Origin of the sequence: Aquimarina spinulae, assembly GCF_943373825.1 — a bacterium.
In the GTDB taxonomy this organism is placed as follows: Bacteria; Bacteroidota; Bacteroidia; order Flavobacteriales; family Flavobacteriaceae; genus Aquimarina; species Aquimarina spinulae.
In genome coordinates this window covers 579,421-601,006 of the sequence record NZ_CALSBP010000001.1, presented here as the reverse complement: position 1 = coordinate 601,006, position 21,586 = coordinate 579,421, and the positions used below count along the sequence as shown (strand labels likewise).

Below are 21,586 nucleotides of genomic sequence, written 5' to 3'. Positions count from 1 at the left end.
TGAAAGTGATACTTTGTGTTCTATATAAATTACTTTGAAACTACTTTAAACCGTAAAACTGTTTTTAACTTTTCGGCGGGTACTTTTCTAAAATCAGATAGGTAAATTTCTCTATGTACTTTAGAAGGTCTGTAGAGATGTTCTTTTTCAGCAAATTCTTCCATCACCTTAAAACTTTCAGGTTCATTGTCATAACTTCCCAAATGCATCATTTGTATACACTTGCCTTCTGTTATCTTCTCAAATCTTACTTTTTCTAATAATACATGAGGTTTCTTTTTTTTGGTTTGATCAATCATGTATTTCGCTAATTCATCATCAACAAAGTTGGGTTGCCTGATCATTAATTTAAAAACCAGGTCATCTTTATCAATAGTACCTTTGTATGTAACCTTTGCTGCTTCATTAATATCCCAAATCCCTTCTAACGGATAAACTGTATAATCAAAATATCCTTTGGGTATAGTTTCTTGTTTTTTTAATCCCATTTTTATCGCGTATGAAATCGCATACAGTATACCAATATACTCTGAAAAGAATTCATTATTAGGATTGCCTTCTCCCTCGATAGTAAGAAAATTATATTCGGGAATTTTAATAATTTCGGGGGTGTTTTTGGGTATATACACTCCTTTTTCTTTTTTTCTCCATTCGTGCTTCATCATGTACTCTCTTTTAGTATACGATTTACAAATTAAACTAACCGTAACCAACAGTTTTCTAATCGTATAAAACAAAAATAAAATACAATGATGACAACCCTATGTCAACAGTATTTATATATTATCGTATTTTATGTATTCTCTTCTCTAGCTTTTTTAAGAACAGATTCAATAAACTCCTTTGCCATAGTCTCCTTCAATTTGGCATATACTTTTTGATCTTGGTTTGCTTTTTTGGCTATTTCGAGTTTAATTTTTTGGTATGCTTCTCTTTCGTTTGCATTCTTTATCAAATAATCCCTGAACATTAAATGTCTTTGTAATTCTTTACTATGAAGCGGACAAACATAAAGGTGATGTGTGATAAAATCTAATATGGTATGCTTGGTATCTGTTTTTTTTCGCTTAAAAGCTTCTCTTTCTTTTATTCCCTGATCTCCATTGTGATAATACCCCAGTTCTTCTAATCCTCTTTGTATTGTTTCAAAAGCCACGTTTTTACCGTAGACAATATCGATATCAATAATAGGTTTTGCCGCTAAGTCTTTAACTGCAGTACTGCCAACATGTTCGATAGTAATTTCTGTATTCCGAAGCGCCTCTTTAATCACTTCTTTAATACTATTAAAATCATGAATCCAACCGGGTTGATAGTTTTGTATTAGCATTTCTTTTGTATTGTACATACTACACCGCTAAAATACTGAAACAAGATGCTATCGAATTCATAAAAAGTACTTATTCCTTTTTGTCTGAAACAAATAATACTCTAAACGGTTTTCGCTTTAGCCATTTTTCTGCTCCTTTTTTCACATCCTCCCTGGTTAGTTGTAATTGCTCTTCGAGTCTCTTAACATAAAATCCTGGGTCTTCTGTAAACAAAAAGCTTTCTCCCAACAGTTCTGTCCTACTCCATTGAAAACCTAGTCGTTGTTGCATTTCTTTTATGTCACTAATTTCACCTTGCTTGGCATTTATTAGTTCTGCTTCTATAACTCCAGTTTCTATAAATTCGTTTACTTTATCCAAAACAAGGTGTTCTATTTGTGTGCTATCTTTTACAGAAGTAAAAGTAGTACGTATTGCAAACTGTCCTGCAAACTCATACATATCTGTAGAAACCGTATTTTTTATAAATGATTTTGGAAAACGACTTTTGTCTTTAAGTCGAATATCGAGTATGCTCGCTATAAGTTTTAAAGTACCATCATCACGAGATCCCCATTTGGGTACTGCCCAGGAAAACACCATTGTTTGTATAGTGTCTTTGGGATGAGGAGCTTTCATTGTTATATTGGCTTCTACATGCTTTGTGGGTTTAATGATCTTATGATCTTTTTCTTTTGAAGGAAGGCTCCTGAAATATGTCTCTATTTGTTTTTTAGCATCTTCTACATCAAAATTACCTACCAGAAAGAGCACTGTGTTATCTGCATATACAATTTTGTTATATCGTTCTTTAAATTCTTTTAATTTGAAGTTCTTGTTATTTTCGATTAACCCATACCCACTACTACCATAAGGATGGTTTTTACCAAAGGTACCTGTATAAATCGCCATTCCTCCTGGTGCGCTCCATTGTGGGTTTCTGGCATTTCTATCAATTTCAGACAGTACTCTTTTTCTTTGAAATTCTACTCGTTTTTCTGTAATACGACCTGTGCCTGCTTTTAATCGTCCAGCTGTCATTGCTAAAGCAAGGCCTAAGCCTTTTGGCTTTACTTTTACATAAAAACGAGTATAATCCTTCTTAACCTGAGCATTGCTCCCTGTTCGATAGGTTTTCAATTGCGCACGTTTAAGGCTATCCATTATACCAAAAGGCATCACATGTTCAAAAAAATGAGCAAAACCATACTGATTGGGTCTATCCATACTAATTCCCTTGCGAAGCCAAAATTCTACAGAAACATCTTCGACATTAGAATCGGGTTGTAATACAACATCAAGCCCGTTTTTTAATGTATACTGTTCGTAGTTTAATAACAGTGTATCTGTCTGACCATATGAACTTAAGGCAGTCACAATATGAAAAAGCAATGCACAAAAAAATGCTTTGGATTGTTTTCTTGACATAATTGAAAGTTTTATATATAGATTAAAAACTTTCAATTATGTTACACTAAGCCAGATAGTGGTTTAATACCACTGCTCTACTACTTTCGAAATTTCAACTTTTGCGTTTGAAATAATGGCATCTACTTTTTCTGGATATTGAGCTACTCCAAAAGCAGAAATTTGCTCAGAAGGAATCCCGATAAATTCAAAATTCCTTTTAATAGTTGGAGAAAAATATTCCTGGACTGTTTCTTCTGAGTAATCTCCCCCAGCCACTGCTAATATTAATGCTTTTTTTCCTTCACAAAGCCCTTTAAAACTACCATCTTCGGTAATTTCAAATGTTTTATCAGTAACTACTACAGTATCTACCCAGGCTTTTACTGTAGCTGGTAAAGAGAAATTATACATAGGAGAAGCCAATACAATATGATCTGCATCTAATACCTGTTGGATTAATTGAAAATGATTAGAAAGTCTTTTCTTTTCTTCAGCTGTATATTCTGGTTGCCCTCCATAAAGGATTAAATTTAGATTATCATCAAGCAATAAATCTGGTGGTGAAGCTACTAAATCTAAAAATGTAATTTCTGTTTTACCATCGGCTAGTTTAATAAATTCATCCACCAATTGCTTTGTATAAGATCCCTTTCTTGGCGCGTAGCTTACTACTAATGTTTTTTTCATTGTATATTTTTTTATATCATGTTTACTTATCAGTCCAAACTGCTAGTTTATTTCCGCTAGGGTCAATAAATTCAAATCGACTTCCTCCAGGAAAGGAAAATACTTCCTTAGATATTTTTCCACCATTTTTTTGCACATTTTCTAAAGCATGTGATAAGTCATTATGATATAAAACGACTAGAGTACCTCCTGTACTAATTTTTTCTACTTTGGCAAATCCTCCATCAATTCCCGCTTGGTGGAAGTCACAATACTGATCTCCATAATCTGTAAAAGTCCAACCAAAAGTGTTGCCATAGAATTTTTTGATTTCATTTAAATCTAATGCTTGTAATTCTATAAAGTTGATTTTATTATTCTTCATTTCTACTTCTATTTATTTTGAAGTAAAAGTAAAGTAGAGGAATGACAACCCTATGTCAGTATACATTCTGACATGGAAATTTTAATACACTACTTAAAAATATTTTTTTTAGATCTTAAAAATCGTTCAGGATAAAAAACAAGTTGTATCAAATTGTATTCTAATTGATTAAAATTAAATTTTTTCCCATCTACCTCGAATGAAGAGAAGGGATACCAGCGTAAATTTGTTCTTAAAATTAAATACTCTTCAGATTTTCCGGGAACGATATCCCATCCAATAGTGACTCCTGGTTCAACTTTACTAAATGTTAGTTTTTTGCTTCCCTCATCTGTAATTTCCGAATATTTGATATGATCATAAGCTACATTTAAACCGATAAAGGGTGCAAAACCAGTATAATCGGTTAAGAATTTGGCTGTTTCTAATGCGATAGAAGTTTTCTTAATAGTTTGCCTGGTTCCATATGCTTGTTGTTCAAATTTTGGATTTCTAAACGATACTGCGGTAAACATATTAGCAGTATTAAACTGATATCCCAAAGCAATATCAAAATACCCATCAGATGCCTGTTTTTTATTTAAGTATGGGTGCTCACTATCGTTATATTCAGACGTTGCAAGAGAAAAAGAAACAGAGGGTCCGACGGCAGCAAAAAAATCACCAAAACTTGAAGCATTCAAACCCAGACGTGAAACTTCTGGATAACTGTTCCATCTTTTATTAATAGTAGGGTCTCCATTATCTTTGGTAAGATCCATAGCATAGAGTAGTCCTAGTTGTAAACTAAAATTGGGGGTTTTTATTTTTTGGAATTCCGTTTTGGATATGGGATAATTCCATACGTTATCAGGATAATAATTGACTCCTAATCTGGCAGTAAAGTTTTTATATCCATACAATACTCCGGCATCGGCAGTCCATGTAAAGTTTTTTTCAAGTTTAGGCTGATCTTCATCTGGTCTTACAATCTGTTTAAAATCTAACGCAGACCAACCAACACCAACATAAGGTCTGAGTCTATTTTCTCGATATGCCCATGGCAAAAACCGGGCGCCTGTAACGGTATATTGTGTAAATTCTACATCTGTTTCTTCATTCGATTTAAGATTAAATTGTTTTAAAGGAAAGGATACGTAGAATTCTGCATGCCCCCAGAAATGGAAGCCACCCCAATATAAGGTTGTATTTAGAGTTTCTGGGTGTTTAAAACTAATAAGTTCATTTCCCGAGAGTCGTTTCCCTGTAAATGATGGGAGCAAGTTTCCGCCCAATTCAAAATAGGTTTTGGCAAAATCTAATCTTTTTTTATCTGTAGTAGGTGGTATATCTCCTTGTGCCAATACATTAAATGAATAGAACAGGACGAAAGTCATTAGAAAAATTTGTCTCATGTTTTGGTATTATGTTTATGAAAATAATACCGCAAAAATGGATAACAAACGATATTGCGACAATAGTGAATTTGTACTAAATAGCAGGTTATTCTAAATATCATACAAAAGTATGATACCCGTATTAGAGACGAAAAACAAATGTAATCAATTAGATAACAATGAAATAAGCTCTATTCTGTTATTTATTTTACATTTTCTGTAAATATTAGAAACATGTGTTTTTACAGTAGGAATTGATATAAATAGCTGTTCTGATATATGCTTATATGTATTTCCTTTAATAAGAAGTAAAGCAATTTCCTTTTCTCTATTGGTCAAGGAATAATTAATTAGGTTTTGCTCTTTCACCGTGTTTTTGGGTTTAAAAAGAGACAGGCGTTCTATATCACTCCATAATTTGCTTCCTGCAAGTACAATAAAAATCAAAGGAAGTGTAAATCCTATTTTTGTGTTTATGCCATTTAGGTCTACGGCATAATTGGTTAATAAAGAAAGTGGAATCATAACTAGGACGGCAATAGCAATATACCGTTCCATTTTTTCACGATGTACTATGTTTACTTTTGGTTTGGTTGTTCTTATCAGAATCATAGATAAAACAACAGAAATCCCTAAAAATAGTGCAACTACATACTGCAAAATATTTAATATATTAATAAAATGACCCGCAATAATAAGTATGGCTAGCACCCCAGAAAAGGCTATTAATACCTTTTTAAAAATAGGTTTTATGGTATGACGTCTCTCTTCCAGAATATGCAAAGGGGTAGTAAGCGCAACCAATATCATCGCCAATAAAATAAAAATATTAGTATTGTCAGAATGGTCGAAAGGTTTAAAAAAATAGGTGACCGTTAGCGCAACAATTAGTAAAAGCAATGAAATCGTAAAGTATATTGTTTCGAGCGTTTCAATATTTTTTGTATAGCAAATAATTTCCAAAAATAATGCAATGATAATTAGGGAATATGCCAAAATCAACAATATGATTTCTAATACTTCCATTCGCTATATATTTTATACATAGATATTCTTATCATTCAAAAAAGCTAATCTTCTCTGATTACAATCAGATTATTGGTATACAAATCTAACAGATTTTTTGATAGATTGTATAGTATTGATTACGTATTAGTTTTCAAAACAATAATAACAATACTATTACGACTTAAGATCAATTTCTTTTAAGTTTTCAATCTTGTTTCTCGAAAGAAAATCATCTATGGTTTCAAAATGCTCAATTACTCTTTTGTCTTTAAACTCAAATACCTTTTGCGACAAACCTTGTAAAAAGTCACGATCATGAGAAACTAAAATTAAGGTACCATCAAAATTTAATAAAGCTTCCTTTAATACATCTTTTGATTTTAAATCTAGGTGATTGGTAGGTTCATCGAGAATTAAAAGGTTAACAGGTTCTAAAAGTAACTTAACCATTGCCAGCCGTGTTCGTTCTCCGCCTGAAAGGACACTTACTTTTTTATCGATATCATCGCCACCAAACATAAACTGTCCTAAAATATTTTTGATCTGTGTTCGTACTTCTCCTTCTGCTACCTCATCAACTGTCTGAAATACGGTAAGATTCTGATCTAATAATGCTGCTTGATTTTGAGCAAAATATCCTACTTTAACATTATGCCCCAGATCACAAGTTCCTTCGTATTCAATCTCTCCCATAATCGCTTTGATCATCGTAGATTTACCTTCGCCATTACGTCCTACAAAAGATACTTTTTCTCCTCTGGAAATTGATAAATTTGCATTTTTAAACACTACATGTTCATCATAGCTTTTTGATAAATCTTTTGCTATTACAGGATAATCTCCCGATCGAACTGATGCGGGGAATCTGAGTTTTAAAGATGAAGTATCAATCTCATCAATTTCGATAATCTGTAACTTCTCTAACATGCGTTCCCGCGAATTTACCTGATTGGTTTTTGAGTACGTACCTTTAAATCGTTCGATAAATGTTTTGGTATCTGCAATAAATTTTTGTTGCTCCTGGTATGCTTTTATTTGATTCGCTCTTCTTTCTTCTCGTAGTTGCAGGTAATGCGAATAATTTGCCTTATAATCATAGATTCTTCCCATTGTCACCTCAATAGTCCTATTGGTGATCGTATCGATAAACGTTTTATCATGAGAGATAACGATAACCGCCTTGGCTTTATTAATCAAAAAGTCCTCTAGCCAGATTACAGATTCTATATCTACATGATTGGTTGGCTCATCCAAAAGGATTAAGTCTGGTTTCTGTAATAAGATTTTGGCAAGTTCTATACGCATTCTCCACCCGCCGCTAAACTCACTGGTAGGTCGTGTAAAATCTTCTCTCTTAAACCCTAGTCCTTTTAGTGCTTTCTCTACTTCGGCATCATAATTTACCTCTTCTACAGCATAAAACTTCTCTCCCAGATCGGTTACCTTCTCGATAATTGCCATATATTCGCTGGATTCATAATCAGTACGCGTTTCGAGTTCTTTATTTAATCGATCCATTTCCTTCTGCATTCCCAAAATATCGCCAAAAGCTTTTAATGCTTCTTCAAATACAGTACAGTCATCATCTGTTAATAGATGTTGTGGTAAATATGCTATCACTGCCTCTTTGGGACACCTAACATGCCCTTTGTTTGCCTTCTGCACTCCAGCAATAATTTTCATCATAGTGGATTTACCTGCGCCATTCTTACCCATTAGGGCAATTTTATCATTTTCATTAATAACAAAAGAAACATTACTAAATAATGTTTCGCCACTAAACTCTACAGCAATTCCGTCTACAGAAATCATATCTTCTAATTTAAGAATGCAAAACTAAAAAAAAGCAGGGCATCATAAAGGAATCTGATTATATTTTGAATATATATTGTATTGCAAAAAATTATTACCTTGAAAACGTAATTTTATCAAGGTCTTTTTTTATGTCTGACAAACCCGAATTATACTTTAAAAATGATCAGGAATGGCGTTCCTGGCTTCATAAAAATCACCACCAATCTCAGGGAGTATATCTTATACTTTATAAAGTAGAAAGCAAACAACCAAGTATGCGGTGGGAAGAAGCTGTAAAAGTAGCATTATGTTATGGTTGGATAGATTCTACCGTAAAAAGGCTAGATGATCAGCGTCGCAGGCAATATTTCTGCCCTCGTAAGCCCAAAAGTGTTTGGAGCAAAGTCAATAAAACCTACATCATAGATCTTATTAAAAATGATTTGATGCATCAAAGTGGTTTGGTAAGTATCGAAATAGCTAAAAATAATGGTTCATGGATTGCTCTTGATGATGTAGAAAATGGGATCATTCCCAAAGATTTACAACATGCCTTTGATCAAAATCCTTTAGCTTTTGAAAACTATCAAAACTTTGCACAAAGCTACCGTAAAAGTTACCTCTACTGGATTAATCAAGCCAAACGACAGGAAACCCGTGATAAACGTATTGTAAAAATTATTAAATTCTGTGAAGCGAATATAAAATCCCGGGATAATTGGTAGCAAAATTTTATAAATAGTGCAAAAATCACTTCACTAAATAAAAAGAAAAACACTATCTATAAGTAATAAATCACTCAACATCAATATATTCCAAAATTAACATCTATTTCCCTTAACATCACTTTAAGATATTTTGTATGATAAATCCTTATTTTCGGATCTTATAAATCACTCATCATGCACAAACATATTGTCACTACCCTGATTATCGGGATATTTTTAATCTTCAATACTCAAGCTCAAAAAGATAAAAAAAACAAAAAAGAAGAAGAAAAATGGGATGTTTCTAATCCCAAAGGGGAATTTAATTATAAAGATCATACGTTTACCACAGATCAGGGTACCTGGATGAATCTGGATGTTAGTCCCGATGGTAATACTATTGTTTTTGACCTTTTGGGAGATATCTATAGTATCCCTGTTTCTGGCGGAAAAGCAAAAGTATTACGTACAGGAATCCCCTTTGAGGTACAACCTCGTTTTAGTCCTGATGGTAAAAAAATCTCTTTTACCAGTGATGCCGGTGGAGGCGATAATATTTGGGTGATGAATAGTGATGGTAGTAAGCCTAAACAAATTACCAAAGAAAAGTTTAGATTACTAAACAATGCTACCTGGATGCCCGATGGCAATTATCTGGTAGCAAGAAAACACTTTACTTCTCAGCGTTCTTTGGGTGCAGGTGAAATGTGGCAGTATCATATTACAGGAGGTTCTGGATTACAGTTAACCAAAAGAAAAAATGACCAACAAGATGTTAATGAACCTCATATTTCTCCTGATGGTAAATATATGTACTATGCAGAGGATATGTATCCTGGTGGTTTTTTTCAGTATAATAAAGACCCAAACAAACAGATTTATGCTATTAAGAGATATGAATTCGAAACAGGAAAAACGATTACAGTTACTGGTGGACCGGGAGGTGCAGCACGACCACAAGTATCCAGAGATGGTAAAAAACTTGCTTTTGTAAAAAGAGTTCGTACCAAAACGGTATTGTATATTCATAATCTCGAAACCGGTGAAGAATGGCCAATCTATGATAAACTAAACAAAGACCAACAGGAGGCCTGGGCGATTTTTGGGATCTATCCCAATTTTAGTTGGATGCCTAACAACAAAGAAATCATATTCTGGGCTGGTGGAAAAATCAATAAAATTAATGTAGAGAATCAACAAGTGACTAATATCCCGTTTACGGTAGATGCTACTATCAAAATTGCTGAAACTTTGCATTTTAACACTCCGGTTTCTCCCGAAAAGTTTACCTCCAAAGTAATTCGTAATGCAGTTACTTCTCCAGATGGTAAAACAGTAGTGTTTAGTGCTCTTGGACATTTATGGAGAAAAAGCCTACCCAAAGGGAAACCACAACGTCTTACTACGCAATCTTCTGACTTTGAGTTTGAGCCCAGCTTCTCTAGAGATGGCCAACATATCGTATATGTCACCTGGAATGATGAAAACCTGGGAGCAATACATAAAATTTCTGCTTCAGGCGGTACTTCTACCAAGTTAACTACAAAAAAAGGAATTTATAGAACTCCGGTATTTAATACTACCAATAATTTAATCACTTTCAGAAAAGAAAATGGAAACAGTGATCAAGGTCTAAGTTTTACTAAAAATACTGGTATTTATACCATGTCGTCTTCTGGCACCAATGCTAAACTACTAACAGAAGAAGGAGAATATCCTATGTTTTCTAAAGACGGAAAGCGTATCTTTTATCAAACAGGAGGTACGTACTTTGGAAACCTTACTAAGGAGTTAAAATCTGTTGATCTTAATGGAAAAGATAAAAAGACACACATAAAATCTAAATATGCTAACCGATTAGTACCTAGTCCTGATAACAAATGGATTGCTTTTACCAATCTGCAAAAAGCATATATTGCTCCACTCGTACTTAATGGTAAAGAAATAGACCTGGATAATAACTCTAAAGCCGTACCAGTATCTCAAGTCTCTAAAGATGCGGGAATTAACCTTCATTGGTCCAGAGATAGTAAAAAAATAATATGGACTCTTGGAGATGAGTACTTCTCTAACGAGGTTAAAGATCGCTTTACATTTTTGCCTAACTCTCCAGAGAAATTAGGAAAAGTAACCGCAACAGGGATCAAAATCGGTTTAGAGGCAAAAACAGATGTGCCACAAGGTAGAATTGCATTCACCAATGCCCGAATAATAACGATGGAAGGTGACCAGATAATTGAAGAGGGGACTATCGTTATTAAAGATAACCGTATTGAAAAAATCGGAACTACTTCTGAAATATCTGTACCCAGTGATACAAAGATATATGATGTAAAAGGTAAGACAATTATGCCCGGTATTGTAGATGCACACGCACATGTGGGAGGGTTTAGATACGGTCTAACGACTCAAAAACATTGGCAGTTATATGCCAATCTAGCTTTTGGAGTAACCACATCTCACGATCCTTCTGCTAATACTGAATCTATTTTCACCATGTCTGAGATGATTAAAAGCGGTGAGATGGTAGGGCCTCGCCTCTACTCTACAGGAATTATTTTATACGGAGCAGATGGAGATTTTAAAGCAGTGATCAATAAACTGGAAGATGCTCGATCTTCTATAAGAAGAACTAAAGCGTTTGGCGCTAAATCTGTGAAGAGTTATAATCAACCACGTAGAGATCAGCGGCAACAAGTGATACAGGCGGCTAGAGAACTTCAAATTAATGTAGTGCCCGAAGGAGGATCAACTTTTTATCATAATATGAGTATGATTATGGATGGCCATACAGGAGTTGAACATAATATTCCCGTTGCCCCGGTTTATAAAGATGTAAATGAACTTTGGAAAACCAGTAATACAGGATATACGCCTACACTAATTGTAAATTATGGCGGGATGAATGGGGAGTACTACTTCTATCAAAAAGATAAGGTTTGGGAAAATGAAAAATTGCTTAAATATACCCCGAGAGCTATTATCGATGCTCGCTCAAGACATAGAACTATGGTTCCTGATGAAGAATATGAAAATGGACATATCCTGGTCTCGAAAACATGTAAAGCATTAACCGATGCAGGAGTTAAAGTAAATCTGGGAGCGCATGGACAATTACAAGGTCTGGGAGCGCATTGGGAGTTATGGTTACTTCAGCAAGGAGGAATGACTAATATAGAAGCACTAAGAGCTGCAACCCTAAATGGCGCAGAATATATCGGTGCAGGAAATGATATTGGTTCATTAAAAGAAGGAAAACTAGCCGATCTTATCGTTCTTGATAAAAATCCTTTAGAAAATATCAGAAATACAGAAACTGTAAAATATACTATGGTAAACGGACGCTTATATGATACCGATACCATGAATGAAATTGGTAACACAACCAAAACACGAACTAAATTCTGGTGGGAGAATGCTAATTATAGTCAAGCTTTCCCATGGCATAAAGAAGCACAAAGCTTTATGAAACCAGGATGTGGATGTCACTTAGGACATAATTAGATCTATAACCCTTGCAAGGACTTAAAAGATCAGCAACTAAATTTTAAAACTCATGTGATGAGAACATATCTTTTCATACTACTTACAGCACTGGTTACCTCTTGCGCTCAACCCCAAAAACAAGTGAGTACAACTGCAATTCTGATAACAGATGCCACTATTGTAGATGTAAGTAATGGTACTACTATTGAAAAACAACAGATTGTAATCGATTCTGGAAAAATAAAAAAGATCACTAGTGATGTAGAAAATCCAGAAGGGTATACTACAAAGATCAATGCCCAAGGGAAATACATCATTCCTGGCTTAGCAGAAATGCATGCACATATCCCACAACCTTCTACATCAAAAGAACGTATCGAGGAGGTTTTGTTTTTATACCTTTCTAATGGAATAACAACAATACGAGGTATGCTCGGTGATCCTTATCACCTAAAATTAAGACAACGTGCAGAAACAGGTGATATCTTGAGTCCCAGAATTTTTACTTCTAGCCCATCTCTTAACGGAAATTCTCTAAAGACGAAAAAAGAAGCTATTGCCAAAGTAACGGCTTATCAAAAAGAAGGATATGATTTTTTAAAAATCCATCCTGGTATTACGATAGAAGTGTTTGATCAATTGGTAAAAACTGCCAACGAAGTTGGTATTCCTTTTTCTGGACATGTTCCTGTTGATGTTGGTATACGACATGCAATACAAAGTAAATATGCCTCTATTGATCACATCGATGGTTTTTTAGAAGGGCTGGTTCCCGAATCTGAAAATGTAAACCCGGGAGATAACGGCTTTTTTGGATACAATTTCACCCCGCTGGCAGATGAGTCCAAAATTGATGAATTGGTACAACTTGCAAAAGACAATAATACCTGGATTGTTCCTACTCAAAGTTTATTTGAAAGATGGTTTGCTCCTGTAACTGCCGATGAGTTATTGAAAGATCCCGAAATGAAATATATGCCCACCTCTACCTTACAAAATTGGAAACAACGAAAAGGTCAATATACCAAAGAGAATCCCAATTTTAATAAAGAACAATGGCAACAATTTAATACTATAAGAAGAACATTACTAAAAAAATTACACGATAGTGGACATCAAATATTATTAGGTTCTGATGCTCCGCAATTATTTAATGTTCCCGGGTTCTCAATTCATCACGAAATCGACGGAATGATAGCAGCTGGATTAACACCGTTAGATGTACTGCAATCAGGAACAATGAATCCTGCACTGTTTTTTGGTAAGGAAGATACATTTGGACAAATCAAAGAAGGGTTGGATGCCGATATTGTTATACTGGATGCAAATCCACTAGAAAATAGTAAAGCCTTAAAACAGGTTTCTGGTGTACTGATTAGAGGGCAATGGTTGCCCAAAGAAACCATAGATCAAAAATTGCAGGAAATTGCTCAGAATGCTAGTAAAAATTAAAAATACTAATTACTATACCATAAAAATGAAAAATATATTTTCTTTATTCATTACAATGTTTGTTATTTCGCTTTACGCGGAAGCACAAAACGTTAAAGTTCCTATTGATACCACTATAGTAACTAATCATACAACCACGATAAAAGGAAAAGCTATTGCATACAAAGCAACGGTGGGGTTTCAACCAATTTGGGATGAAACAGGAGTACCTATAGCTTCTTTATGTTATACCTATTACAAAAGATCTGGTATCAAAAATGATGAAAATCGACCTTTACTCATTTCATTTAATGGCGGTCCAGGATCAGCTTCAGTTTGGATGCACATTGCTTATACAGGGCCTCGTATTCTTAAGATCGATAATGAAGGGTTTCCTGTACAGCCTTATGGAATTAAAGCTAATCCAAATTCGGTATTGGATGTAGCAGATATTGTTTTTGTAAACCCTGTAAACACCGGGTATTCTAGAATGATCCCCGGAAAAGACGGAAAAATGCCTGACAAAAAGTTATTCTTTGGGGTAAAAGCAGATGTAAAATACCTGGCCGATTGGATCAATACCTTTGTAACCCGAAATAATCGTTGGCGATCTCCAAAATACCTTATCGGAGAAAGCTATGGAACCACACGAGTTTCTGGTTTGGCTCTCGAGCTTCAAAATCGCCAATGGATGTATCTTAACGGAGTGATATTGGTCTCTCCTACCGAAATAGGCTTCAAATTTGATGGTCCTGTAGAGGTAGCAAATCGATTACCCTATTTTGCAGCGGCAGCATGGTATCATAAGATGTTACCTCCAGAACTTCAGAGCAAAGATTTACTCGAAGTACTTCCAGAAGTAGAAAACTATACCATTAATGAACTGCTTCCGGCAATTGTAAAAAGTGGATATCTGGATGCTACCAAAAAAGAAGAAGTTATTAATAAGATGGCATACTACTCTGGTCTTTCTAAAAAAACAATACGACAGCATAATCTTGAAGTACCAAAATCATATTTCTGGAAAGATCTTTTACGAGATAAAGAAGGATATACGATTGGCCGATTGGATTCTCGATATAAAGGGATGGATATAAAGGATGCAGGAGATAATCCTGATTATAATAGTGAACTAACTTCCTGGCTTCATTCTTTTACACCTGCTATCAACTATTATTACAGTCAGGAATTAAAATTTAAAACCGATTTAAAATACAATATGTTTGGCCCTGTTAGACCTTGGGATAGAACTAAAGGTAATAATACAGGCAAAAACCTAAGAAGAGCTATGGCTATGAATGCTAATCTTCATACGATGATCCAATCGGGTTATTATGATGGTGCTACTACTTATTTTAATGCTAAATATGTAATGTGGCAGCTTAATGCAAATGGGAAACTGAAAGATCGTCTAAGTTTTAAAGGATATCGCAGTGGTCACATGATGTACCTTCGTAATGAAGATCTGATTAAAGCGAATGATGATATTAGAGCATTTATTGCCAAATCATCTGTTAATATAAATAAGGGATCAAAATATTAAACTTATAAAGATTACTAATTTTCGCCTTAGCTAAGAAAATTCGAAACAAAATAGAGGATATATGGTTTTTCATACACCCTCTTTTTGTTTTATACTATTTATAATAGAATACACCCTCCTCGTCTGTCACAACGACCAGGGATACATAAACTTTGATTATTATCCATAGTACAACCGTCTCCACTTGAACAACATTTAATAGTTGGTGGTAACGATGGTCCCGAACCTTTAATATGTAACTGTTGATTTTTACTTAGTTTTCGAACTCCTGCTAAATTTAAAATGTTTTTCATTGTATAAAATATTTAATAATTAATAAATCGAATATTGGTTTTTGTAACTCGAACTATACCCAGCTTATCTAATAGTTTTGTCTCAAAGTATCTTCGATTAAGTCTATAGACAAATCCATTTATGGTATAGTTGAAAATGTTTTTCTTTTATTTCGGGTAATATTCTAATAAATTTCATAACATGGATAGTATATTATTATCATTAGATTTACAGCTACTTATAATATCAATTATTTAGATCAAACATAACTAGTATAGATTTCAACTACTACCCTATTTTCAGTGAAACAAAAAATCAACCTGATCTTTAATTAAAAAATGTTTAGTTATACTATGGAGTGTATTGAAAAATCAAAGATTTTTCATTTTAAAATATCTTCAACAGCTACAATTTGGCGAATAAAATATAAGCAAATAGGCAAAATGATGTTTTAATTTGTAACTGTATAACTCCACAAAACAATTCTAAAAATTAGGTAAATGCTTATTGAAAGTTTTACTATTAAACAGTATCTTTAAAATAAAGCATCTCTAATCAAAAAAACGATGGTACTACGACTTATTTTAGTGTTAATTATGTAATGTGGCAGCTTAACGCCAATGGAAAAGTGAAAGATCACCTAAGTTTTAAAAGGATATCGTAGTAATCGTATAATGTACCTTCGTAATGAAGATCTGTTTAAAGCGACTGATGATATTAGAGCATGTATTACTGAATCATTTGTTAATATAAATAAAGGATTAAAATATTAAGCTTATGGCTGCAATTATTAAAATCAAACCGTTAGGCTTCCCGTGGGAAACCAGTGACCCATTTTTATTCTGTGCATATCACGAGGACCAATATCCAAAAGGAAACAGAGAATTAGGCCCCGATGCGTCGTTAGAAGGGCGTAATATCGGTCAGGATTTTACGCTTAAAGATGGATGGCGAATGTATCATGGCACCAAAATTCCTGGTTTTCCGGCACATCCGCATCGAGGTTTTGAAACGGTTACAATTGTTCAAAAAGGATTGGTGGATCACTCTGATTCACTTGGCGCTGCAGGACGTTTTGGTAACGGTGATGTACAATGGATGACTGCTGGTAAAGGCGTACAACATTCTGAAATGTTCCCTTTGTTGCATACCGAAAAAGAAAATCCTTTTTTATTATTTCAGATTTGGCTCAACCTTCCGAGAGATAAGAAAATGGTAGAACCACATTTTAAAATGTTATGGAGTGAAGAAGTTCCTAAAATAAAGAAACAGGATGAATTCGGGCATGATACCGAGATTACCTTAATTGCCGGAAAATTAGATGATACAACAGCTCCCTCTTCTGCTCCTGATTCCTGGGCAGCAGATCCTCTTAATGAAATAGCGATATGGACTATCAAAATGGGTGCTAATGCAACATTTAACTTTCCTACAGCTTCTAAGGGTGTAAACAGATCGTTATATTTTTTTAAAGGAACCGAAGTTACTAGTGAAGGGTATACTATTCCTGTACATCATGAAATTATTCTAAACGCAGATCAGGAATTTACTATGAAAAATGGTAATACAGAAGCTCATATATTACTATTACAAGGAAAGCCTATCAATGAACCTGTAGTAAAACATGGCCCATTTGTTATGAATAGCCAGATAGAAATTAGGGAAGCTATACAAGAGTATCAACAAACAGAATTTGGAGGTTGGCCCTGGGATAGTCATGATCATGTGCATTCCCCTTCTAAAGGCAGGTTCGCTTTATATCCCGACGGTACAGAAATAAAAAAGTAACATATCTTATCTTAATAGTTGGGTAAATAATGCTTATCTTTAATTCTAACATATGTTAACAACATCATTATCATCACCTTAGAAGATTTGATTTAAATGCGTAATCGAAAAACATTTCTTTTACCCCTTTTGTTTTTTCTGTGTTCAATTTTATTTTTTTCTTGCTCAAAAGAAAAAATAGTAACGAACGCTGAAGCGGATTGGTTAAAACAAAATGATTCTATTACAATTGCTTTATTTCCGTACTATCCTCCGTATCAATTTATAAACAACAATACTGCTATTGAAGGTATTTTTATTGAGTATTTTAACCTCATTGAAGATAAAATAGATCATAAATTTAAAAGAAGGTATTATTCTAATTGGTCAGAACTGGTAAAGGATGCTAAGAGTAAAAAGATTGATATGATTCTGGAAGCCCAACAAACCTGGGATCGTAGTCAATATCTAAATTTTTATACCGAATTCTTTAACACTCCTTTTGTTCTTGTAGCTTCAAAAGATACTCCCGATGGACTTACCATAAAAGATTTTAGCACTAAAACTATAACAGTTCCTCTTGGGTATTCTTCAGAAGAATATTTAAGAAAAAAGCATCCCGAAATCAAACTCAAACCCTATCTCAACGAAAGTATGGCACTACAAATGGTGCAGACAGGAAAACACGATGCATATTTTGGTCCAAAAACTGTAGCTAATTTTTTAATAAAGTCTAAAAACTTCGACAATCTTAAAATCATAGTCGAGACTAAATATTCCTATATTCCTAGTATTGCTGTAGACAAAGACAATACTGTTTTAAATAGAATCATTCAAAAGACAATTAACAATATTTCTGATAGCGAAAAACAAAATATTGTAGAAAACTGGCTTTACATTAAAACAAAACCATTTTATAAAAATCCTAATTTTTTGATTCCTTTTGTCTTTTTTATATTGCTAGGTTTACTCATTGTTTTAGGGATCAACTTTTATTTGGGTTACACCGTAAAACACAGAACAAAAGCACTTAGAATAGCAAAAGATAATGCCGAAAAGGATAATCAATTAAAAACAGCATTTATTCATAATATATCTCATGAAATTCGAACACCAATGAATGGTATTATTGGTTTTTCGAGACTTCTTAAAGAATCTAGCACAACAGATAACCAAAAAGCAAAATACACCGAAATTATAGTTAATAGCAGTAAACAATTAATTAATAGTATGGATAACATACTCGAAATTTCAAAACTACAAACTAAACAGGTTATTCTTACTCAGGAAGAAACTGATCTATACGAAGTTTTTGACATTGTTTTTTCAACTTTCGAAATAATAGCAAAGAAAAAAGGGATTTCTCTTATACTTAATAATAACCTGTTAGAGGATCAACGTTATGTGCGTATTGACAAATCTAAGCTTATCAAAATTATAACTAGTCTAGCTAAAAATGCAGTTAAATACACTCAAAGAGGAGCGGTACTTATTTCGGTTATGTTACAAGCAGATCTTTTGGTCATTAATGTACGGGACTCTGGAATAGGAATTGATCCTAAGAATCAACAGCTTATATTTAAGAGTTTTGCTCAATCAGAAAATCAAATATCAAGAAAATATGGAGGATTAGGGTTGGGACTTACTATAGCCAAAGAGTACACTAACCTGATGAAAGGTGAGTTATCTTTTTCTTCTATTCCGGACAAAGGATCTACATTTCGAGTCGAGTTGCCCTATCGCCCAATTACCTTTTCTAATCCTCTTAATACAATATCCCCTATATTATACAAGGACACAAAAACCAGACAACATACCATCCTGATTGCAGAAGATGGTGACGTTAATTTTTTGGTTCTCAAAACAATCTTACTAAAAATAGAAAACTATCAATTTACCATTCATCGTGCTAAAAATGGAAAAGAAGCAGTCACATTTTGTAAAGAAAACAGTACCATTAGCCTGGTGTTTATGGATATGAAGATGCCAGAAATGGATGGATATGATGCTACAAAACTGATAAAAAAATTACATCCAGAACTTCCTGTGATTGCACAAACAGCCTATGCTAACAAAGAAGATATACTAAATGTTTTTGCTGCTGGATGCGATGATTTTATAGCAAAACCTGTTGATCCAGAAATTTTAAAAAAAGTTGTCCATAAATATTTATCTGTGTATTCTTTCTAAGAGAAATACAATGCCTTAGGATATAAAAGTTTATGATTTATGAATTTATATTAATTCACTTTGTTCTATAAATAAGCCTGGTGTTTCTTGAAAGTGTTACTATTAAATAGTATCTTTATTAATAAGGAGCAAGAAAAGTAAGGGATAACTAGTAAAAAGCTATGGCAAAAAAATTACTATATATTTTCTGTTTCTTTAGTATATGGATAGGATTTTTTTCTTGTTCGAAATCTACAGTCTTAAGTGACAAAGAGAAAGATTGGCTACAAAACAATGATAGTATTTCTGTTGGGCTTTTTCCATATTATGCCCCATATCAATTCATTAATGAGAATGAAGAAATAGACGGTATCTTAATCGATTATCTCTCCCTTATCGAAAAGAAAACAAATCACAAATTTCAACGAAAACTGTATACTAATTGGGAACAACTTCTAAATGATGCAAAAAATAACAAAATTGAAATCATTTTAGAAATTCAACAAACCAATAAAAGAGATGCTTACCTTAATTTCTACTCACAACTCTTCGAATCTAGTCATACTATTGTAACTCAAAAAGATATCGATTATGGTACACATCTAAAAGATTATAATGATAAAATAATTACGGTTCCTAAAGATTATGCGATATATGAGATCTTAAAAGAGTATGAAAAAGATCTCAACATTTCTACAGAAATAGATGATTTAAGTTGTTTAAAAAAAGTTAGTTCTGGAAAATATCATGCCTATATTGGGCCGAAAGCAGTAGCCAATTATCTTATAAAAACTGAAAATCTAGATAATCTTAAAATTGTTTCAGAAACTCAATATACATACGCTCCAAGTCTTGCGGTTCAAAAAAGTAATGTTATGCTTAGCAATATTATTGCTAAGACGACAAATAGTATTACTGATCGCGAAAAGGAAATTATTTTTGACAATTGGCTATATAATGCCGTCGTTCCTTTTTATAAAAAAGCAAACTTCTGGATTACGCTTACCGGGATTATTCTATTGTCGTTAGTTGTTATTCTTCTTCTTAACCGCTATCTTAAATACTTAATTAAACAAAAAACAAAAGAATTAAAAATTGCTAAAGAACGAGCCGAAGAGAGTAATAAATTAAAAACTGCATTTATTCATAATATTTCTCATGAAGTACGTACGCCCATGAATGGTATTATTGGTTTTTCTGAATTACTTAATGATCCACAAATTACATCGGATCAACAAAAAGAATATTCAAAAATTATTATAAATAGTAGTAATCAATTAATCAACATTATCGATGATATCATCGAAATTTCAAAATTAGAGACTAATCAGGTCGAAGTTCGTTTTGAAGAAATAAATATTAATGAGACGTTACAAAAACTATTTTCCGATTTTCAGAGTAAAGCGATTAGCAAAAATATTGCAATATACCTCAATAATAAGTTAACAGATGATCAGGGAATCATACTTATGGATAAATTAAAAATCCACAAGATTTTACAAAACCTTATTGATAATGCAATTAAATTTACGACCAAAGGTATGATAGAAATTTCTTGCGAAATTGAAAATAGCTCTTTGGTGATTACCATAATAGATACGGGAATCGGCATTAAACCCGAAGATCAGGAACTAATATTTAGAAACTTCTCACAATCTGAAAAAGAAGCTACAAAAAGCTATGATGGCCTTGGATTAGGTTTATCAATTGCCCAGAAAAATGCCAATTTAATCGGTGGTAATGTTACCTTTGTTTCAATGGTTAATAAAGGTTCAATTTTTACATTAACTGTACCATACCATCCCATTGTTAATTCTGTGATATCTGATACTCCTTTGGAGAAAGAAAAGGCTCCGGATATTCCTATAAAACAAGTTATTTTAATTGTAGAGGACGGAGATGTAAATTTTTTATTCCTTAAAACGATATTACTTAAAATGAAAGGATATAAATTTGTAATTCATCGTGCAGAAAATGGCAAGAAAGCAGTAGAGATTTGCAAAAAAAATGAACATATAGATTTAATTCTCATGGATATAAGAATGCCTGTAATGGATGGGTATACAGCTACAAGAAAGATAAAGAAAATGAGGCCCGGATTACCTATTGTAGCGCAAACGGCGTATTCTACAGAAGAAGATATCCAAAAAGCATTAGATGCAGGATGCGATGATTTTGTTTCTAAACCCGTAGATAGAAAAATACTGAAACCTATCATTAATAAATACTTTTCAGTTTTTTCAAAATCAAAATTTACCTAA

Annotated in this window: 16 protein-coding genes; 7 read left to right on the top strand and 9 right to left on the bottom strand. The window is 33.4% G+C overall.

Annotated features, from left to right (window positions below; genetic code table 11):
• Positions 1–29 precede the first annotated feature (29 nt).
• The 8 genes from NNH57_RS02730 to NNH57_RS02695 all read right to left on the bottom strand — a co-directional run bounded on the left by NNH57_RS02730 (position 30) and on the right by NNH57_RS02695 (position 7,967).
• On the bottom strand, positions 30–665 hold the full coding sequence (locus NNH57_RS02730) for a GyrI-like domain-containing protein (protein ID WP_074407730.1): 636 nt from the start codon (positions 663–665) through the stop codon (positions 30–32).
• A 128-nt stretch (positions 666–793) separates the two neighbouring features.
• Positions 794–1,330 (bottom strand): GrpB family protein, encoded by a 537-nt coding sequence (locus NNH57_RS02725; RefSeq protein WP_159099291.1) that lies wholly within the window; start codon positions 1,328–1,330, stop codon positions 794–796.
• Positions 1,331–1,400: 70 nt separating this feature from the next.
• Positions 1,401–2,738, bottom strand: coding sequence for a M16 family metallopeptidase (locus NNH57_RS02720; protein WP_074407732.1), 1,338 nt, complete (start codon positions 2,736–2,738; stop codon positions 1,401–1,403).
• 63 nt (positions 2,739–2,801) lie between these two features.
• Positions 2,802–3,407: an FMN-dependent NADH-azoreductase gene (locus NNH57_RS02715; protein WP_074407733.1), complete on the bottom strand. Its 606-nt coding sequence runs from the start codon at positions 3,405–3,407 to the stop codon at positions 2,802–2,804.
• Positions 3,408–3,429: 22 nt separating this feature from the next.
• Positions 3,430–3,771, bottom strand: coding sequence for a VOC family protein (locus NNH57_RS02710; RefSeq protein ID WP_074407734.1), 342 nt, complete (start codon positions 3,769–3,771; stop codon positions 3,430–3,432).
• Between the two features lie 89 nt (positions 3,772–3,860).
• A complete protein-coding gene (locus NNH57_RS02705; RefSeq protein WP_074407735.1) occupies positions 3,861–5,165 on the bottom strand; it encodes a hypothetical protein in 1,305 nt (434 codons plus the stop codon).
• Positions 5,166–5,312: 147 nt separating this feature from the next.
• Positions 5,313–6,173: a response regulator transcription factor gene (locus NNH57_RS02700; protein WP_074407736.1), complete on the bottom strand. Its 861-nt coding sequence runs from the start codon at positions 6,171–6,173 to the stop codon at positions 5,313–5,315.
• Positions 6,174–6,329: 156 nt separating this feature from the next.
• The gene (locus NNH57_RS02695; RefSeq protein ID WP_074407737.1) at positions 6,330–7,967 is read right to left on the bottom strand and encodes an ABC-F family ATP-binding cassette domain-containing protein; all 1,638 of its coding nucleotides are present in this window, start codon (positions 7,965–7,967) and stop codon (positions 6,330–6,332) included.
• A 131-nt stretch (positions 7,968–8,098) separates the two neighbouring features.
• Here NNH57_RS02695 and NNH57_RS02690 point away from each other — a divergent pair, with 131 nt between their 5' ends.
• From NNH57_RS02690 to NNH57_RS02675, 4 genes are all read left to right on the top strand, one after another.
• Positions 8,099–8,674, top strand: coding sequence for a YdeI/OmpD-associated family protein (locus NNH57_RS02690; RefSeq protein WP_074407738.1), 576 nt, complete (start codon positions 8,099–8,101; stop codon positions 8,672–8,674).
• 177 nt (positions 8,675–8,851) lie between these two features.
• Positions 8,852–12,160, top strand: a complete 3,309-nt coding sequence (locus NNH57_RS02685) for an amidohydrolase family protein (protein ID WP_108808640.1) — start codon at positions 8,852–8,854, stop codon at positions 12,158–12,160.
• Between the two features lie 57 nt (positions 12,161–12,217).
• Positions 12,218–13,594, top strand: a complete 1,377-nt coding sequence (locus tag NNH57_RS02680; protein ID WP_108808639.1) for an amidohydrolase family protein — start codon at positions 12,218–12,220, stop codon at positions 13,592–13,594.
• 25 nt (positions 13,595–13,619) lie between these two features.
• Positions 13,620–15,116, top strand: a complete 1,497-nt coding sequence (locus NNH57_RS02675; protein ID WP_074408547.1) for a S10 family peptidase — start codon at positions 13,620–13,622, stop codon at positions 15,114–15,116.
• Positions 15,117–15,214: 98 nt separating this feature from the next.
• On the opposite strand, the gene NNH57_RS02670 is transcribed toward NNH57_RS02675, so the two are convergent.
• On the bottom strand, positions 15,215–15,409 hold the full coding sequence (locus NNH57_RS02670) for a hypothetical protein (protein ID WP_132065872.1): 195 nt from the start codon (positions 15,407–15,409) through the stop codon (positions 15,215–15,217).
• Positions 15,410–16,166: 757 nt separating this feature from the next.
• On the opposite strand from NNH57_RS02670, the gene NNH57_RS02665 reads away from it, so the two are divergent.
• The 3 genes from NNH57_RS02665 (at position 16,167) to NNH57_RS02655 (ending at position 21,586) form a co-directional block, all read left to right on the top strand.
• Positions 16,167–17,177 (top strand): pirin family protein, encoded by a 1,011-nt coding sequence (locus tag NNH57_RS02665; RefSeq protein ID WP_074407741.1) that lies wholly within the window; start codon positions 16,167–16,169, stop codon positions 17,175–17,177.
• Positions 17,178–17,273: 96 nt separating this feature from the next.
• A complete protein-coding gene (locus NNH57_RS02660) occupies positions 17,274–19,346 on the top strand; it encodes a response regulator (RefSeq protein ID WP_082994853.1) in 2,073 nt (690 codons plus the stop codon).
• A 161-nt stretch (positions 19,347–19,507) separates the two neighbouring features.
• Positions 19,508–21,586 carry a response regulator gene (locus NNH57_RS02655; protein ID WP_108808638.1) on the top strand — a complete coding sequence of 693 codons (2,079 nt, stop codon included), beginning with the start codon at positions 19,508–19,510 and terminating at the stop codon, positions 21,584–21,586.

Bases quoted from the DNA above. Each gene is read 5' to 3' on its own strand.
- NNH57_RS02730 (WP_074407730.1), bottom strand. From the start codon at position 665: ATGATGAAGCACGAATGGAGAAAAAAAGAAAAAGGAGTGTATATACCC.
- NNH57_RS02725 (WP_159099291.1), bottom strand. From the start codon at position 1,330: ATGCTAATACAAAACTATCAACCCGGTTGGATTCATGATTTTAATAGT.
- NNH57_RS02720 (WP_074407732.1), bottom strand. From the start codon at position 2,738: ATGTCAAGAAAACAATCCAAAGCATTTTTTTGTGCATTGCTTTTTCAT.
- NNH57_RS02715 (WP_074407733.1), bottom strand. From the start codon at position 3,407: ATGAAAAAAACATTAGTAGTAAGCTACGCGCCAAGAAAGGGATCTTAT.
- NNH57_RS02710 (WP_074407734.1), bottom strand. From the start codon at position 3,771: ATGAAGAATAATAAAATCAACTTTATAGAATTACAAGCATTAGATTTA.
- NNH57_RS02705 (WP_074407735.1), bottom strand. From the start codon at position 5,165: ATGAGACAAATTTTTCTAATGACTTTCGTCCTGTTCTATTCATTTAAT.
- NNH57_RS02700 (WP_074407736.1), bottom strand. From the start codon at position 6,173: ATGGAAGTATTAGAAATCATATTGTTGATTTTGGCATATTCCCTAATT.
- NNH57_RS02695 (WP_074407737.1), bottom strand. From the start codon at position 7,967: ATGATTTCTGTAGACGGAATTGCTGTAGAGTTTAGTGGCGAAACATTA.
- NNH57_RS02690 (WP_074407738.1), top strand. From the start codon at position 8,099: ATGTCTGACAAACCCGAATTATACTTTAAAAATGATCAGGAATGGCGT.
- NNH57_RS02685 (WP_108808640.1), top strand. From the start codon at position 8,852: ATGCACAAACATATTGTCACTACCCTGATTATCGGGATATTTTTAATC.
- NNH57_RS02680 (WP_108808639.1), top strand. From the start codon at position 12,218: ATGAGAACATATCTTTTCATACTACTTACAGCACTGGTTACCTCTTGC.
- NNH57_RS02675 (WP_074408547.1), top strand. From the start codon at position 13,620: ATGAAAAATATATTTTCTTTATTCATTACAATGTTTGTTATTTCGCTT.
- NNH57_RS02670 (WP_132065872.1), bottom strand. From the start codon at position 15,409: ATGAAAAACATTTTAAATTTAGCAGGAGTTCGAAAACTAAGTAAAAAT.
- NNH57_RS02665 (WP_074407741.1), top strand. From the start codon at position 16,167: ATGGCTGCAATTATTAAAATCAAACCGTTAGGCTTCCCGTGGGAAACC.
- NNH57_RS02660 (WP_082994853.1), top strand. From the start codon at position 17,274: ATGCGTAATCGAAAAACATTTCTTTTACCCCTTTTGTTTTTTCTGTGT.
- NNH57_RS02655 (WP_108808638.1), top strand. From the start codon at position 19,508: ATGGCAAAAAAATTACTATATATTTTCTGTTTCTTTAGTATATGGATA.